This is a genomic window from Microcoleus sp. T3_A4 (genome assembly GCF_036700465.1).
In the GTDB taxonomy this organism is placed as follows: domain Bacteria; phylum Cyanobacteriota; class Cyanobacteriia; order Cyanobacteriales; family Microcoleaceae; genus Microcoleus.
Genome location: NZ_JAUBOY010000063.1, coordinates 1 through 18094 on the forward strand (window position 1 = coordinate 1; position 18094 = coordinate 18094).

Annotated in this window: 11 protein-coding genes; 7 read left to right on the top strand and 4 right to left on the bottom strand. The window is 45.9% G+C overall.

Features of this window, described 5'->3' with window-relative positions:
- Window positions 1–152: 152 nt before the first annotated feature.
- On the bottom strand, window positions 153–497 hold the full coding sequence (locus tag QUA07_RS26250) for a hypothetical protein (RefSeq protein WP_333153902.1): 345 nt from the start codon (window positions 495–497) through the stop codon (window positions 153–155).
- A gap of 103 nt (window positions 498–600) precedes the next feature.
- On the bottom strand, window positions 601–3132 hold the full coding sequence (locus QUA07_RS26255) for a VWA domain-containing protein (RefSeq protein WP_333331157.1): 2532 nt from the start codon (window positions 3130–3132) through the stop codon (window positions 601–603).
- 213 nt (window positions 3133–3345) lie between these two features.
- On the opposite strand from QUA07_RS26255, the gene QUA07_RS26260 reads away from it, so the two are divergent.
- From QUA07_RS26260 to QUA07_RS26270, 3 genes are all read left to right on the top strand, one after another.
- Window positions 3346–4332, top strand: coding sequence for an AEC family transporter (locus tag QUA07_RS26260; protein ID WP_333331159.1), 987 nt, complete (start codon window positions 3346–3348; stop codon window positions 4330–4332).
- Window positions 4333–4496: 164 nt separating this feature from the next.
- Window positions 4497–9914, top strand: coding sequence for an AAA family ATPase (locus tag QUA07_RS26265; RefSeq protein WP_333331162.1), 5418 nt, complete (start codon window positions 4497–4499; stop codon window positions 9912–9914).
- A 306-nt stretch (window positions 9915–10220) separates the two neighbouring features.
- Window positions 10221–11903: a calcium-binding protein gene (locus QUA07_RS26270; RefSeq protein WP_333331165.1), complete on the top strand. Its 1683-nt coding sequence runs from the start codon at window positions 10221–10223 to the stop codon at window positions 11901–11903.
- A gap of 67 nt (window positions 11904–11970) precedes the next feature.
- Here QUA07_RS26270 and QUA07_RS26275 read toward each other — a convergent pair whose 3' ends face one another.
- The gene (locus QUA07_RS26275; protein WP_333311867.1) at window positions 11971–12333 is read right to left on the bottom strand and encodes a hypothetical protein; all 363 of its coding nucleotides are present in this window, start codon (window positions 12331–12333) and stop codon (window positions 11971–11973) included.
- A gap of 401 nt (window positions 12334–12734) precedes the next feature.
- Here QUA07_RS26275 and QUA07_RS26280 point away from each other — a divergent pair, with 401 nt between their 5' ends.
- Together QUA07_RS26280 and QUA07_RS26285 are read left to right on the top strand one after the other, a co-directional pair.
- The gene (locus QUA07_RS26280; RefSeq protein ID WP_333053687.1) at window positions 12735–13577 is read left to right on the top strand and encodes a photosystem II manganese-stabilizing polypeptide; all 843 of its coding nucleotides are present in this window, start codon (window positions 12735–12737) and stop codon (window positions 13575–13577) included.
- Window positions 13578–14039: 462 nt separating this feature from the next.
- Window positions 14040–14813 (top strand): RNA polymerase sigma factor SigF, encoded by a 774-nt coding sequence (locus QUA07_RS26285; RefSeq protein ID WP_333331168.1) that lies wholly within the window; start codon window positions 14040–14042, stop codon window positions 14811–14813.
- Window positions 14814–14926: 113 nt separating this feature from the next.
- Here the strand turns inward: QUA07_RS26285 and QUA07_RS26290 are convergent, their stop codons facing one another.
- Window positions 14927–16093, bottom strand: coding sequence for a pyridoxal phosphate-dependent aminotransferase (locus QUA07_RS26290; protein ID WP_333331171.1), 1167 nt, complete (start codon window positions 16091–16093; stop codon window positions 14927–14929).
- A gap of 237 nt (window positions 16094–16330) precedes the next feature.
- On the opposite strand from QUA07_RS26290, the gene QUA07_RS26295 reads away from it, so the two are divergent.
- Entirely contained in the window at window positions 16331–16843 is a 513-nt protein-coding gene (locus QUA07_RS26295; protein WP_333331175.1) for an adenine phosphoribosyltransferase, read from the top strand.
- 209 nt (window positions 16844–17052) lie between these two features.
- Window positions 17053–18093: an ABC transporter permease gene (locus tag QUA07_RS26300; protein ID WP_333331178.1), complete on the top strand. Its 1041-nt coding sequence runs from the start codon at window positions 17053–17055 to the stop codon at window positions 18091–18093.
- Window position 18094 lies beyond the last annotated feature (1 nt).

An 18094-nucleotide genomic window follows, 5' to 3' on the forward strand; every position in this document is an offset into this window, starting at 1 on the left:
AACTTATATTTAACTCTGCTTGAATATATCGTGAGCTCCTGTTCTTAGTTTGCGATCGATTATTCAGCAAACCCTAAGTAGAGGGCGGGTACGGGGATACCGCCCTTACAGTATAAACGAATCGCGTTTCATTTTTGCTGTGTGTACCGCGACTAAGCTTGTTCTTCCAAATACTCTGCAACTGCTTGCAAATCTTCCAATCCTCGGTTCAAGCTGTTAAGCATAGCTTCCCCAGTTTCAGTATCAAAGTTGAGTTTAGGATTTTGGAAAGCTAACTCTTGAATTGCTTCTAGCCATAGTGAAAGCGGTACCTGGCGAACAGCTTCCCGTAACCCCATATTTGCCAATACTGCAAGATAAAAACCTGTCAAGTCTTGCCCTCCATAGCCATAGAAACCATGCCGCAGTTCTAGCTTTTCGGGGGTGTAGGCTGCATATTGATCGAAAGTGATCGGTGTGCGATCGAGTTTTGGTTGTGGGAGTGGTGGTGTATCCATATTTTTTGACCTGATTTGTTACTATCGACTACGCCTTTGCAGTTCATTTCAATCAACCATATTTAACTATTTAACCAAGGTGGGCTTTTGCCCACCCGAATTCCTACTTCCCTACCGTGAAATACTCATTCTTAGCATACACGCTAATAATGCAGTCTCCCACTTCAAAAAACATCCCCTCTTGCTCATCTTTAGAAAATTGCAAGTTGCCGTATTTATAATTAATTTCCTCAGCAGTCGCCGCTTTTGCCTCCATTTCATCCGGGATAAGTCCGGTAGAACCGATATAGAAAACCAGCGGTGAAACTTTTTCGCAATACACTTTTTCGGCATAAGCTTCCAGTCGATCATTCGCATTAGCTAAAGCAGCGACAAACTCCTCTCGCTTGACATCTTCTTCCTGCCATTTCGCTTGCAAAAGCCGCAGCAAACTATCTGCACCCACTTTGGCTAAAGTAGCGCTAACAATTCCGTTATCCTCCAACCCCAAAAACTCATCGAAAATCAGTTTCATCAAGTCGTCAACTTTGGTAATTTTTGTTCGGGATGACAGCGTTTTGTGTGCGAAGACAACAGGCTCATCTAACGTGATGTCAAATGTCGGTTTTGCTAGCTTTTCGCCCGTGTTTTTGTGGTAAACTTCATAAAGGCGATCGAGAAATTTGTTGGCCGAGTGCAATTTGCCAAAGTTGAGGATGTTTTTGCTGCCGATGTCGATTTTGTAGCTGACTCGCGAATCTACTGAACCGTTGGCGATCGCACTTTTTAAATCTGTGTATTCCGTCGTCGTCGGAAAGTTGATGTAAAGGCTTTTTGACAGATAATGCTGTTTCAATTCTTCCAATTGTTCCGCAGTGTAAGCCTCGGATTCCTCCTTCAAATGAGCCGAGAGAATGCTAGAGAGAATTTTGATTTCTGCGAGTTCCTCAAACACTCCGTCAAGGCGGCCGTAACGCCCGTCAAAAGGCACGAGGGGCAAAGTCTCTAACTTAATATCGTACTCTGAACGGAAATCAAATTCTTGCACGGGCGAACCGTCTTTTTCCAGGACACCGCATTTTTTGAGCAAATCAAACACTGGTTTGCTGCTGATTTTGGTTCGCAGCGACTTAATATTAACTTCGCCGTCGCTGACAATGGTATAATTGTTGAAAGTATTGAGGTCTGTAACGAGAATTCCCGCCACTTCTGCGATTAAAGTTCCATCCTCAACTTTTACCAGCTTAGCTTTTCGGGTAATCAGCATATTGATGGTAGCGGTATTTTGATTGATCGCAAATGAACCCATTTGCACGTATTCGCCACCATCTAAGAATTCAGTTTTCAGCCAAGGCTTGACAAGGTTGCCGTTTTCGTCTCGCTTTCCTTCAATTCGCTTCAAACCTTTTCGCTGATAATTTTCTTGCAAGTGTTTCAAGTTGATGATGATGCTGTTGCCGTTTTCCTCCAATATCTCGATCAACTCCAGCAGGGAAATTTTATCGCTGACTTTTACCCGATCGCCAATTTCATGATTTTTCAACACATCAGGCGCAAAAACAGCCTCTTCCAAATCTTCCGTAAACTCGGCTATTTGGGCATTTGTCAAAGCTTTCGCGTGTTTTTCCGTCAAAGTAGCGTCGAAGGTGCTCGCCAGCGCATACTTAGCCGTATTTAAATTGCCGTCAGCGAGGTTAGCTTTCGCAAAAGCCAACACCAACTCATCAGTTTGAGCCACGGGAACATCTAGTTTGTCATACTCATCTTTGGCGACTTTCTGATATTTGTAAAACAGTCCGCGATCCTCTGCTTTCAGCCCGCAGATTTTCAGCGTGCTCGATGAACCGTTGATTTTCTTGCCACTTTTGGAAACAAAAACTTGATAATCATATTCCTTAATTAACGGTTCTTCCAGCGGAGGTGCAACGGAACTGCCTAACAGTTTTGTGCTGTCGTAAAGAGCATCATAAACCATTTTGACTTCGCCAGCGCGGATGCAATTTCCCGATAATGTGTTGGCGATTTTGGAGAGAAGTTTGAAGTCAGCAGAGGCATAGGATATCGTGTTGGCAAACACATCCATGTCTTTTAGTTCTTCGCAAATTTCCCCTAGTTTTGCAGCTTCCGAATTGGCACTGGGGTCATTTGCATAGCCGTCTGTGTGCAAATTGATCGCTGTCATTTCTCCCGCTTTAACCAGAGATTTAGCGAGTTCCATCGACTGCGATATGCAGGTAGATCCCGCCGTGTGGATTTTTTGAATTTCTTTGATGTATTGAGAGTCAAACTTCAGCACTTCTTGAATGGGAATTCGCTGGAAATGACAAATTACGTCCCGATTGCTAGCATAGGAAATCAGGCTGACAATTAGCTGGTAGTTGTTGTACTCGTCTAAGGTCAAAAGCTTGATTAGGGTTTCTTTCAGCGGTTCTAAGTCATAATACATTGAGCCGGAACGGTCGATGATGATGATGCTGTGAGCGACGGATTTTTCTGGGATATCACCGGGCTTTCTTTCTAAATTAATGCGATCGACTAGATAGAATGCCTTTGCGTTTCCGGCAAAATTGTAGAGGGTAAATTTGGTGCGAGTATTGGAGGCTGCTTGGCTGCTGGAACTTTTGGCTTGAGATGATTGTTTTGCTTGCCGTGCCATAGTTTTCACCTATGTTGATTTATTCTTCAACCTCATTTTCACACGCGCTTCTGTGGATGTCAAGGCCTGTCGAGAAAATTATCTGCGAAGCTGAATAAGCATTAATATTTAGCGCTGCAGTGCCAGGGGAAACTGCGGCGGTAGGGTAAAGGTGGGCTTTTTTGGCAAACGTAGTATATGTGCGTAAGTCGTTTAGTAAATATTTAGTAAATCATGCTTTATTTAGAAAATCCACTGCTCAAACTTTATATAAATCTGATCGGATGGGTGGCGTTGGGATTTTTCCTCGGCCGCCAGCTACCAAGAAGCTATTCTACATATTTAGCCAAGTTTCTTTTCTTCTTTGGCACGCCATTGAGCATTGTTGCTTTCATCCGCCGCGCCAATTTGTCGGGCGCTATTTGGATGGCGCCGCTGATAGCTTGGGCGGCAATTCTAGCAGGTGGAGGACTCGCTTGGATTTTGATCAATTTCGGTGTGGGCGAGGAACGTTTCAAGACTCTTAATCCGATCGCCCAAAATAGCCGGGAACACACCAGCGCTTGGAGTTTGCCCACTCAAGGCAGCTTCTTATTGGCAACGATGGTGGGTAATACGGGTTTTTTAGGCATTCCCGTCACCTTGTCCTTATTGGGTTCGGAACACTTTGCCTGGGCGTTGTTTTACGACTTGCTAGGCACTACCATAGCAATCAATATACTGGGAGTTGCTATTGCTTCTCACTGCGGTAAAAGCGATCGCCCTCAGAGTTGGTTAACACCCCTGCAGGCAATTTTTATGAATCCGGCACTGTGGGCTTTTGGTTTAGGATTTGTCTCGCGCAGCTTGCCACTGTCGGCACCAATCGCAGAATTGTTAACAACAGGTGCTTGGACGGTAATTACTTTATCTTTAATTACGATCGGGATGCAGTTGAGCAAGTTGAATTCCTTGCACAACCTCAAACAAGTTTTGGCTTGTCTGGCGATTAAAATGTTGTTAATTCCCTTGGTAATTGGCACGGGATTAACATTTTTGGGGATCGCGGGCGCGCCGCGACTTGTGCTAGTGCTGCAAATGGCGATGCCTCCTGCTTTTGGTACTACGTTGTTGGCAGAAGCTTTCAATCTGGATCGCGAATTAGCCGTAACTGCGATCGGCCTCGGCTGCGTTAGTTTATTATTCACTATTCCCCTATGGATGAGGCTATTTAATTTTTAATAAAAATAGGATTTGGTAAGTTTAAAAAGTGTATTGTTTCAGTGATCCCCATCACAATTTTTGAGCGCTCTATGTCATATTAATTTAACAATCACTGGACAGGGAAAGTGTATTGGCTTCTGCTAATGTGGAAATAGCCGGCGGAGGACGGGAAGAATAAAAGTATGGCAAGTATAAATTTTACATTGACAGGTTATCAAATTCTCGCTCGCATTTACTCAGGAAATCGCACCCTAGTTTATCGAGCTTTCCGCACTGGCGACCAAAAACTGGTCGCCATCAAAGTCTTGCGGAGTCAGTATCCCAGCTTCAGCGAACTGGTGCAATTTCGTAATCAGTACACGATCGCCAAAAACCTCAACTTGCCCGGAATCATCGAAACCTACAGCTTGGAAACCTACCACAACAGCTATGCGTTGGTAATGGAAGACTTTGGGGGAATTTCTCTGAAGGAATGGACGGAAAAAAGGGAAACTCGGCCGACTCTGATCGAGTTTTTGCAAGTGGCGATCGACCTGAGCAATATATTAGATATACTCTACCGCCACCGGATAATTCACAAAGACATTAAACCCGCCAATATTTTAATTCATCCCCAAACAAAACAAGTCAAACTCATTGACTTTAATATTGCATCTTTGCTACCAAGGGAAACTCAAACCCTGATGAATCCTAACCTGCTGGAAGGGACACTCGGCTATTTTTCTCCCGAACAAACGGGAAGGATGAATCGCCGCATAGACTACCGCACTGACTTTTACTCTTTGGGCGTGACTTTTTACGAATTGCTGGCGGGACGATTGCCGTTTCAATCCAACGATGTGATGGAATTAGTACACTGTCATATTGCGAAGCAACCACCATCACTGCATGAAATCAATCCTGAAATCCCGCCTGTACTCTCGGAGATTGTCAGCAAATTAATGGGGAAAAATGCCGAAGACCGCTATCAGAGTGCGTTAGGGCTGAAATTCGATTTAGAATGTTGTTTGGAGCAACTTGAAGAAAACGGTAGGATAAAGAGTTTTGCGATCGCGCAGAGGGATGTTGGCGATCGATTCATTATACCAGAAAAACTCTATGGTCGCGAAACTGAAGTAGAAACCCTACTCCAAGCCTTTGATCGCGTCAGTAGTGGCACAACTGAAATGATGCTAGTAGCAGGTTTTTCGGGGATTGGGAAAACTGCAATTGTGCATGAAGTTCACAAACCAATTGTCCGCCAGCGCGGCTATTTCATCAAAGGCAAATTTGACCAATTTAACCGCAATATTCCTTTCTCAGCTTTTGTCCAAGCATTTCGAGATTTAATCGGACAAGTGCTGAGCGAAAGTGACGAAATGTTGAAAAATTGGCAAACTCAAATATTCCAAGCACTGGGCGATAACGGTCAAGTCATTATTGAAGTAATTCCCGAACTCGAAAGAATTATTGGGAAACAACCACCCGCACTGGAATTATCAGGAACTGCGGCACAAAATCGGTTTAATTTGCTGTTTCAAAACTTTATTAAGGTGTTCACAAAGCCAGAACATCCCCTGGTGATGTTTTTGGATGATTTGCAGTGGGCAGATTCCGCCTCGCTGCGGTTAATGCAACTGCTTGTTACCGAGTCGGAAACCGGCTATTTATTAGTAATTGGTGCCTACCGAGATAATGAAGTATTGGCAGCACATCCGTTGATGCAGACACTGGATGCAGTGGTCAAAGGTGGGGCAACGGTGAATACTATTACCCTGGAACCGTTGAGTTCAACAAGTCTAAATCATTTGGTTGCTGATACGCTCAATTGCGATCCATCTTGGGCAATACCGTTGGCGGAATTGGTGGCACAAAAAACCCAGGGAAATCCCTTTTTTGCAACGCAGTTTCTCAAAGCACTGCATCAGGATGGGCTGATTGAGTTTGATCGGCTTGCTGGTTACTGGCAGTGCGATATTGTGCGAGTTCGGGAGGCAGCGCTGACGGATGATGTGGTCGAGTTTATGGCGTTGCAGTTGCAAAAATTGCCGCCCGCGACTCAGAATGTGTTGAAGTTGGCTGCTTGTGTTGGGAATCACTTTGATTTGGGGACTTTGGCAGTTGTTTCCAAGCAACTGGAAACCGAAACGGCGGCGGATTTGTGGAAGGCTTTGCAAGAGGGGTTAATCCTGCCTGAAAGTGAAATATACAAGTTTTATATGGGGCGAGAAAGACGGGAGGAGACCGAAAATTCGGAGGTGGTAAATTACAAGTTTTTGCACGATCGCGTTCAGCAAGCCGCCTATTCTTTAATTCCCGAACAAGAGCGAGCGCGAGTTCACTATCAGATTGGACAATTGCTGATCCAGCAAATTTCACCTGCAGCTATAGAAGAGCAAATTTTTTCAGTTGTCAATCAGTTGAATTATGGTATTGCGCTGATTGAAGACCAAACACAACGTGATGATTTGGCACAACTAAACCTCACGGCTTGCCGCAAAGCCAGAGCTGCTACTGCTTATCAAGCTGCTCGCGAGTATGCTGCGATCGGGCTAAATTTGCTTGGAGAGAGCGCTTGGCAACGACAGTACGAGATGACCTTGAACTTGCACGACATAGCCGCAGAAGTGGCTTCACTCTGTGGCGAATTTGACCAGATGAATCAGTGGATTGATACTGTGATTCATCATACCAGAACTCCCCTAGAGCGAGTCAGCGTTTACATCGTCAAAATTCAGGCATTATCGTCCCAGAACAAGTTTTTAGAAGCAATTGCTATCGGTTTGTTGAGTCTCAAAGAATTAGGAGTTGAGTTGCCCGATCGCCCTACATCAGAAGATATTCAGCAAGCAGTGCAGGAAATTAATAGCTCGATCGCCGATCGACCGATTGAAGAGTTATTCGATCTGCCAGCGATGGTAAACCCCCAAAAACTGGCCACGATGCAAGTGGCGGCAAGTATGGGGTCAGTTTGTTATCTGGTTGGTTCGTCTTTGTTTGCACTGGTGACTGCCTTACAGGTAAATTTATCTATCCAATATGGCAACAGTCGTACTTCAGCTTATAGCTATGGTTGTTATGGGATGATTCTCAACAACTTTCTACAAGATGTGACAGTAGCCGATCGGTTTTGCCGATTAGCTTATCGTCTTGCCAGTGGGGCGGAGGCCAAAAATATTCGCTCTGCAACTTTTGCTGCGCTCGGGATCTGTTTGCACCATCACAAATCGCACTTGCGGGAAACTCTCCCCATTCTTCAGGCAGGCTATCAAGTCGCATTAGAAACAGGCAATCTAGAGTTTGTCGGGTATAATGGGCAGGGATTCTGTCTAAATTCCTACTGGTGCGGTCAACCTTTGGCAGAACTTGAGCCCCAAATTCGGGCATACCGTCAGCAATTATTCGACCTCAACCAACTAGCAACGGCAAATTATTGTTCGGTTTTTTGGGAAACAACGCTGTTTTTATTGGGTAATCCAAACAACTTTGAGATTTCCTTTGAAGTGGAAGGCTATGATGAGAAGCTGGTTTCTGAGTCGCTTGCCTCTAACGATTTTTACCGACTCTGCATCTTCTATTTCTACAGGGCAACGTTGAGATTCCTGCTGGAAGACATTGCTCGGGCCTCCGCAGATGTTGATCGAGCAAGACAGTATATAGCGGGAACCGTAGGAACTACTTGCGAAGCAGGTTTATATTTCTATGACTCACTCATAGCCCTTGCCACTCCTGAGTCCGATGCTGAGTTAGAAACGCAGTCGCAACGAGTTCAGGAAAATCAAAGTAAGTTGCAGCATTGGGCCGAACACGCCCCCATGAATTATTTGCATAAGTGGCAGTTGGTAGAAGCAGAGAAATACCGAGTTGCCAGACAGAGGGCAGAAGCTATTGAAATGTACGATGGCGCCATTTCTGGAGCGAAAGAAAACGAATACATCCAAGAAGAAGCTCTCGCTAACGAACTAGCAGCTAAATTCTACCTCGACTGGGGCAAAGAAAAAGTAGCGCAAGCTTATATGCAAGAAGCCTACTACTGTTATGCTCGCTGGGGTGCGAAAGCCAAAATCGATGACTTAGAAAAACGGTATCCCCAACTTCTTGCTCCCATATTGCAGGCAAGAGAAAATCGTTGTTTAATCTGCGAAACCCGCCTCCACCCAATCAATAAATCGTCAATTTTACCTCAAAGATTCCAAACAATTCTATCGAGCAGCAACAATATTTACGAAACCCTCGATTTCGCGGCTATTCTCAAAGCTTCCCAAACTCTATCGAGTGAAATTAAATTAGAAAAATTGCTGGCTGGATTGATGTCTGTCGTGATGGAAAATGCCGGGGCAAAAAAAGCTGTTCTGCTATTGATGAAGGATGGGAATCTCGCCATCGAAGCCGTAGCCTCCTTCAATCAAGATGTCATCTCAATATCTGTACCGCTGTCAGCCAGCGACGACTTTCCCTCTGCTGTGGTCAACTATGTTAAGCGGACTTGGAAAACTGTCGTTTTGGATTATGCAGCAGTACAAAAGGATTTTATTGCCGATCCGTATTTGATACAGAAAAAGCCCAAAAGTGTGCTGTGCGCGCCCATTTTAAATCAGGGTAAATTAATCGGGTTGCTATATCTAGAAAATAACTTGACAATTGGTGCATTTACAGAAGATCGCACAGAAGTTATTCAACTTTTGTGCGCCCAAGCGGCTATCTCTATAGAAAATGCTCGATTGTACCAACAATCTCAAGCTTATGCAAAAGAATTAGAGCGATCGCTCCTTGATTTGCAGCAAGCACAGTTACAGATCGTGCAAAGCGAAAAAATGTCCACGTTGGGCAATCTAGTCACAGGAATAGCCCACGAAATTAATAATCCTGTCGGCTTTATTAGCGGCAATATTGAGGAAGCAACAACCACGATTAAAGATTTGATTAATCACTTAAAATTATATCAAGAAAAACTGCCCAATCCTGGCAAAGAAATTGAAGAAGATGCTGAGGAGATTGATTTAGAGTATGCCTTAGAAGATTTGCCCAAGATGCTGTTGTCGATGAAAGTGGGGTGCGATCGCATTCGCGGCATTAGCACCAGCCTCCGCACCTTCTCCAGAGCCGATAAAGACTACAAAGTTCCGTTTAATATCCATGAGGGCATTGACAGCACCATCTTAATTTTGAAACACCGGCTCAAAGCCAACGAACACCATCCTGCGATCGAAGTCGTCACAGACTACGGCAATCTCCCCCCTATCGAATGCTTTCCTGGTCAACTGAACCAAGTCTTTATGAACCTGCTTGCTAACGCGATCGATGCCCTAGAAGAATCAAACCAAGGACGCAGTTTGGAGGCAATTAAAGCAAATCCACACTGTATCACTGTTCGTACCAGTCTGTCGGGTGATCGACATATCAAAATTCAGATTGCCGATAACGGTGCGGGTATGACTGAAGCAGTAAAACAGCGGATTTTTGACCATTTATTTACCACGAAGGCAGTAGGAAAAGGTACTGGGTTAGGATTGGCGATCGCCCGCCAGATTGTAGTCGAAACCCACGGCGGAACAATTAATGTCAATTCTATTTTGGCGGGAGGGAGTGAATTTGAGATAGTGTTACCTGTTACTGAATAAAAGTTGACTGTTGACTGATGACTGTTGACTGCGGAGTGTTGACTGTTAACTGATGACTGTTAACTGTTGACTAATGACTAATGACTAATGACTAATGACTAATGACTAATGACTAATGACTAATGACTAATCGGGCATTATACCAGCCCCGATCGCAACTGCGGACACGAGCAAAACTTCCAGCGCCCCTTCGCCAGATTGCCAAAATCTCAATTATGCTAACCTAGGCAAGCAGCAATCCCTTGTCACGAAGGCGATTAACATAATTTCAAACAATTTATTTTATTGAGGACCGGTGTATCCCGTATGGCAAACCTGATCGGCACAGACAGCAACGACTTTATTCTAGGAACTCCGCTGAGCGATCGAATTCGCGCCTTAGATGGCGATGATTCGCTCCTGGGTGCGGGAGGAGATGACACCCTAGAGGGCGACGGCGGCAACGACCAGCTTCTTGGAAGTGACGGAGCAGATTCGCTGATTGGCGGTGAAGGAAATGACGAACTTATTGGCAACCAAGGCCGCGATTTTGCTTCCGGCGGAAACGGCGACGACTCGATTCGTGGCGGTTTAGGCAACGACATCCTCGAAGGCAACGACGGGATAGACAGCGTGTTGGGAGATGCAGGGGACGACTTAGTTTTTGGCAACGGAGGCTTTGATGTAATTGCCGGCGGTACTGGCAACGACACCCTCACAGGGAATGACGGCGACGATTCCGTGTTCGGGAATGCTGATGACGACTTTCTCTACGGGAATGCGGGGAACGATTCTCTCAACGGCGGCAGTGGTAGAGATCAAATGTTGGGCGCTGAGGGCAACGATTATTTGACCGGCGGCGACGGCGACGACACTTTGTACGGCAATGCCGACAACGATTCGCTCTTCGGAGATGCTGGTAATGACCAGATATTCGGCGGCAAGGCTGACGATACAGTTTTTGGCGGCACCGGTTCCGATACCCTTCGCGGCGATGAAGCCGACGACTCGGTACTGGGAGAAGAAGGTAATGACTTTCTGTTTGGTGGCAAAGGTAATGATGGTATCGACGGTGGTTTTGGCGATGACTCCTTGGCTGGAGGTATCGGCGACGATACAATTTTGGGCGGTTTTGGCAATGACAATTTATTTGGAGCAGAGGGTAATGATTCTTTAATCGGAGGCGAGGGTTCGGATACTCTGACTGGCGGCAGCGGCAGCGATGTTTTTGGATTGGGAGCCGGGCCTGGCAGTCTGGCTTTAATTACTGATTACAATGACACAGAGGATTTCTTTGGACTGCCGAGCAATTTATCTTTCGCTCAACTGCTAGTTACCCAAGGCAACGGTGCAAATGTCAGGGATACAGTAATTACGACACTCGACGGCAAGCTTTTAGCAATTTTGATCGACACTCCGGCGGCGCTGATCGAAGCGAATGATTTTATCGCTGTGACTGGGACGGCTACTCCCAGGCCAACCACCATTACCACTACAACTACAACTACAGTTACAAGCACAATTACAGATCCAGCTCAACCTCAAACTTCAACTACAGAATCACTTCCAACTCCGCCTCCAACTCCCACGGAAGCACCGACTCCAACTCCCACGGAAGCACCGACTCCAACTCCCACGGAAGAAGCGACGCCGACTCTCACGGAACCAGCGACGCCGACTCCGACGCCGACTCCGACTCCCACAGCAGCACCGACGCCGACTCCCACAGCAGCACCGACTCCGACTCCCACAGCAGCACCAACTCCGACTCCCACAGCAGCACCAACTCCGACTCCCACAGCAGCACCAACTCCGACTCCGACGCCGACTGCTACGAGGATTCCGATTCCGCCGACTGTTAGCGTGCCTGATTCGCCTCTGCTATCAATTAGTTCGATCCCCCCGACTCCCGGACTATTGCCAATGCCCGGCCAGATGCCGAGCTTCCCGACGGCGGTGCCGAACCAGATACCTTTTCCTACACCTTTTCCTCCACCTTCGGGGTTGTAGGCGCGATCGCGCCGCTCAGTGATGAGTTATGAGTTAATGTAAAACTCAATAAACTCATCACTCAAAACTATTTAACGTCTTGGGGAGTTTCGGCCGAGTCTTCTGGCGACTCGGCTGGAGAATCTTCTAGGGGAGATAATTGTTGGCTGTACCCCAAGAGCGATCGAAGTTTCATGCGGTGGATGTAAGGCCAGCCGCCATTGGCTTCAATATTCCTAAGCAGTTTGTAAAGTGCTTGGCGGTTGTCGGGAAAAGACGCTTGAAATAAACCGTCCCGAATTTCCCGGTGCGAAGCTTCCAGCCTCCGCAGCAGGGCCAAAAGCAGCAGACTGTCTCCCTGACAACTTTCGCCTAAAGTCCGAATCGCCTCTGTCAGCGATTGCATTTGAGACTGCAACTTTTCTGACTCTAAATCTTTGCCGTTGTCCATACTGCTGCTTCCTTTGAAATCTACAAGGCCTTTGTCCCCAGCCTTTTGGTCAACCGACTAATCGAGCTAGTCGCGATCGCCATTCGGGGTCATAAGCAAAGTAACTTAAGTAGGTTGACTTAAGCAATATTAATTTGCAGTCCAAGTCAGGAAAAGAGCACAACCCGTCGTACCATGTGTATTGGGCTGCGATCCGAACATGATTGAGAAATCATAAGTTCATGCTTATTTTCACGGCGCACTAGCTTGATTTTTTGAGTCAATGCCGGTCTCGGTGAAGCGAGGGATCAGGATCTAAATGCTACCCTAAGCGCTGGCCTAGCCTGCCGGCGGGCAATTATATTTTGCTCGAACTAGGGCTTTTTCTTAATATAATCCGATGTTGGATATTGAGGTTTGCAATGAAATATCGTGCTTTAATTGTTGCACTTTTAGCTTTTTGCATGAGTGCGCTGGTTGCTTGTTCTTCTGCTTCTGACACGACGGTGGCAACTACCGAGTTGCTCACCTACGACCAGATTAGAGGTACTGGCTTGGCTAATAACTGCCCTAGCTTGGCAGAAACTTCTCGGGGATCGATCCCCATCGAAGCGGGCGCCACCTATAAACTGACTGGTTTGTGTTTGCAGCCCACAACTTATTTTGTGAAGGAAGAACCAGCAAACAAACGCCAAGAAGCGGAATTTGTGCCTGGTAAATTGCTGACACGGTTCACGTCGAGCATTGACCAAGTTCAAGGTACGCTCAAGGTCGGTACTGACGGCACTCTGACTTTCACAGAAGAAGACGGCTTGGATTTTCAAGCTATTACGATTCAGTTACCGGGCGGAGAGCAAGTACCTTTCTTGTTTACCATTAAACAGCTAGTGGCCAGTTCCGAACCGGGAGTAGTTGCTATCAATACTTCCACCGATTTGCGAGGGGAGTTTAACGTTCCTTCTTACCGCAGCGCAGGCTTTTTAGACCCTAAAGCTCGCGGGGTATCGACTGGCTATGACAATGCTGTAGCGCTTCCGGCTTCTGATAATTCCAAACGTGTGCGGGCTAATGTTAAGGTGGCTGACACCCGCACCAAAGCTGGCAAAATTTCTCTCCAAGTTGCTAAAGTCAACAGCGCCACTGGCGAAGTTGGCGGGATTTTTGAGAGCACGCAGCCTTCTGATACTGATTTGGGAGCTAGACCGGCTCTGGACGTGAAAATTCGGGGTTTGTTTTACGCTCGCATTGAGCCTTCTGTGTCATAAAATTGGCTTTCTGGATCGATCGAACTTGAGCAGTTTCTAGCCATAAAGCTCCTGCTCGCCCTTCATTAGCCAACAGTCTTGAGCAACATAACTTAGGACTGTTGACTAATGACTAAATTTATGATTGAATAGTGGTCATTCGCAAGTTATGAAGTTGGGATTTTTTATTAATTAAAGTATTGTATTCAAACCGCTTTCAGCTTATAATATTTTTTTCAAAAAACCTGGTTAAATTGGGGATGCGGTCGAAGGCGTTCTACCTGGTAAAAGTCTGCCTTATGCCGAAAAAATGCGGAGAATCCCGCTAAATCCGTTCACGTACCGAAAACTCAACTGGTGTGTCCGCTATCACACCTATTAAGTGCTAGGATTACACTACCTAAAAGTGAATTTTTTTAGACTAGATTGGAAACTAGATCTAAAGCAACTTCAGTCCTCTGCTCTACCCACCCTTATGCCACCATGTCTACCACACTGCCGAACGAGCTAAAAAGCGAAAATTTGCAATTGTTGCGCGAGTACCAACTTTCTGGATCGAATGAAATCCGCAATCAGTTAGTTAAACTGAATATTGGACTGGTCAGAAAAGAAGTTTACCACTGGATCAACCAGTGCGGTGAAAGCTACGACGATTTACTGCAAGTCGGATGTATTGGGTTGATCAGGGCGATCGAGCGGTTTGATATCGCGAAGGGGCACGCTTTTAGTTCCTTTGCCATTCCCTACATTCGGGGCGAAATTCAACACTACTTGCGGGACAAAAGCCCTTCTGTGCGATTTCCCCGCCACTGGCAATCCCTGGAACGCAAATCAGTAGCAGCGATCAAGGAGTTGCAGGTGCAGTTCAACCGCAAACCTACGGATGCTGAAGTAGCAGCAGTCCTTGAGGTTTCTGTAGAAGAATGGCAAGAAATTAAGCTGGCTCATCTGAACCGATCGCCTCTGAGTTTGGACGCGCCGATGCAAGATGAAGATGAGGGGGCGACTTGTCTGGGAGAATTGGTTCCCGATAGCAAGTATCGGAGTTTTCAGTTGGCGCAAGAGGATCAAATTCGCGTACAGCAAGCTTTGGCTATGTTGGAACAACGGACTCGCGAGATATTGGAGTTTGTGTTTCTCTACGATTTGACGCAGAAGGAAACGGCTGAACGCTTGGGTATCAGTGCGGTGACTGTTTCTCGGCGAGTTAAGAAGGGGCTGGATTTGCTCAAAGAGATTATGACAAAACAGCTTTAGTTATTAGTCAGTTGTTGGTTGTCAGTTGTCAGTTGTGAACAGTGAACAGTTAACAGTCAACCGTTAACCGTTAACAGTCAACAGTTAACAGTCAACAGTCAACAGACTAATTTTTAGATGCTACGGACAAATTTATCGAGCCTTTCTACGGCTTTTTTAATTGTGCCTAAATCAGTGGCGTAAGACAAGCGAATATGGTCGTCTGCACCAAACGCAATCCCCGGAATAACTGCTACTTGCTGCTGTTCTAAGAAAGCGTCGCAAAATTCCAAAGAATTCATTCCCGTCTTGCTGATGTTGACAAACATATAGAAAGCACCGTCTGGTTTAATACAGCTAATTCCAGGGACAGCATCGAGTAATTCAAATATTACCTGACGCCTTTCGGCAAAAGCTAGACGCATTGTTTCGACAGATTCTTGGCTGCTTTCCAAAGCTGCGATCGCACCGTACTGTGCAAAGGTACACACGTTTGAGGTACTGTGACCTTGAATGGTGCTGGTGGCTTTGATTAATTCGATCGGCCCGGCCAAATAACCGATTCGCCAGCCTGTCATCGAGTAAGCTTTAGCAAAACCGCTGCTGATCAGGGTGCGAGCGAAGATTTCTTTGCCCAGGGAACCGATGCTGACGTGTTGGGCGTCGTCATATATAATTTTTTCGTAAATTTCGTCAGCAACGACTAAAATATCTCGATCGACTATCACCTCGGCCAAGGCTTTGATTTCCGCCGGAGTATACACCATTCCCGTCGGGTTAGAAGGCGAATTCAGTACAAATAACTTGGTTTTGGGAGTAATCGCTCGACTCAGTTGTTCCGGTGTAATTTTATATCCTGTAGAAGCATCAGTCCGTACAATTACTGGCTTGCCACTAGCGAGTTTCACCATTTCAGGGTAGCTTAGCCAGTAGGGAGCAGGAATAATTACTTCCTGTCCAGGCTCGATCAGAGCCATCATCAGATTGTAGAGGGAATGCTTGCCGCCGTTGGTGACAATAATATTTTCCGGTTGATAGTTGAGATTGTTGTCATCGCGGAGTTTGCGGGCGATCGCAGCTTTTAACTGCGGTTCCCCAGTCACAGGGCCATACTTAGTCTTCCCCGCGTCTAAAGCTTGTTTTGCCGCTGCTTTAATGTGTTCGGGCGTATCAAAGTCGGGTTCTCCCGTACTCAAACTACAGACATCAATCCCTTCGGCCTTCATGGCTTTAGCCTTAGCGGCGATCGCCAAGGTTATAGAAGGAGAAACCTCACCCACTCGTGCTGCCAATTTAATCATTGGATTTTAGATATTAGATTTTTGACTTTAGATCATAGGGTGACAAATGTTGATATTCAACCCTGTTGTTAGGGAATTATGACATTTGTTTACATAGTACGTAAAGGATTAAGCAATTAAAGAATAAAAATTAAAGAAGCTGTTAGTTTTAATTTTTATTTTTAAATTTTTAAATTTTGACGTTATTATTGTAGCATTTTTGATGCCTCGTTACCCTCAACCCCGATCTGCAAGCTTATGGATCTCAAATCTCTGATTCGCGACATTCCTGATTTCCCAAAGCCGGGAATTATGTTTCGAGACATTACAACTTTGCTGCGCGACCCGCAAGGGCTGAGCTACACCATTGACAGCTTAGCCGAAAAATGCTCTGCAATGTCTGTTGACTATGTGGTGGGCATGGAATCGCGGGGCTTTATCTTTGGCGCGCCGTTGGCTTATAAAATGGGAATAGGCTTTATTCCTGTCCGCAAACCAGGGAAACTGCCTGGTGCGGTTCATTTTGCTGAGTACGAATTGGAATACGGTGTCGATCGACTGGAGATGCACCAAGATGCGATGATTTCCGGCAGCCGGGTGCTGATTGTAGACGATTTAATCGCCACTGGCGGAACAGCGGCGGCGACGGCTAAATTGTTGGAGCAAGGTGGCTGCGAGCTTGTCGGTTTTGCTTTTATCATTGAATTGCAGGCTTTGGGCGGCAGGCAGAAATTGCCCGATGTGCCGATCGTCACGCTAGTTGAATATTAGTTAGTTAACTGTTGGCAGTTGACTGTTGACAGTTAACTGTTGACAGTTGACTGCTGACAAATAATATTGTTGAGCTTTGCATCGGAATTATTCATCTCTCTCTTCTCTTTCTCTGCGATCTCTGTGGTTACATCATTCCGATACAATCGGCATTAATATCATTCACAGTTCTTCCAATCTAAAATCTAAAATCTAAAATCTAAAATCGTATGACTTCTATTAAATCTAATCGAAATTGGCACTTATTGAGTTCTCTGTTTGCTGGGGAAACATTTACTTATGTTTTCAAGCGACTGTTGCAGGCACTTTTAACGCTATTTTTGGCATCGATGCTTTGTTTTGCAATTATTGAACTAGCACCGGGAAATTACTTGGATACTTTGAGCCAAAATCCGAAGATTTCGCCGGAGACACTCAAGCAACTCGAACAGCAGTTCGGCTTAGATAAACCAGCGATTGTGCAGTATTGGCTGTGGCTGCAACAAATTGTGACGCGGGGAAATTTTGGCACGAGTTTTGTGTATCAGCGATCCGTAGCTTCGCTGCTGTGGGAACGAGTACCGGCGACGTTATTAATGGCGATCGCATCTTTGATTGTAACTTGGGCGATCGCGATTCCTTTGGGAATTGTCGCGGCCGTCAATCAAAACCGCACAGTCGATCGAGTTCTGCAAGTAGTCAGCTACACGGGACAAGGATTTCCCAGCTTTATCACAGCCTTGCTGCTGCTATTTTTTGCTCAAAATACTTCGCCTCTTTTCCCCGTCGGAGGAATGACAAGTATCGACCACGCAGACTTACCTTGGTGGGGCCAAATCCTCGATTACGGCTGGCACTTAATTTTGCCAACTGTTGCCCTCAGCCTTACTGGTTTTGCTGGTTTGCAAAGATTGATGCGCGGACAATTGTTAGACGTGCTGCGTCAAGATTACATCCGAACCGCACGGGCTAAAGGTTTGCCGGACGATCGAGTAATTTACATTCATGCTTTGCGGAATGCTGTTAATCCGTTGATTACGTTGTTGGGTTTTGAGTTTGCTAGTTTGTTGAGCGGTGCGTTTATTGCCGAATATTTCTTTAATTGGCCGGGTTTGGGAAAGCTGACTCTGGATGCGGTGAACAATCAAGATTTGTATTTAGTAATGGCGAGTTTGATGATGGGTGCGACGATGTTGATTGTTGGGAATTTGTTGGCGGATTTGCTGCTGAAAGCTGTCGATCCTCGGATTAAGCTGGAAGATTTGAAATAGA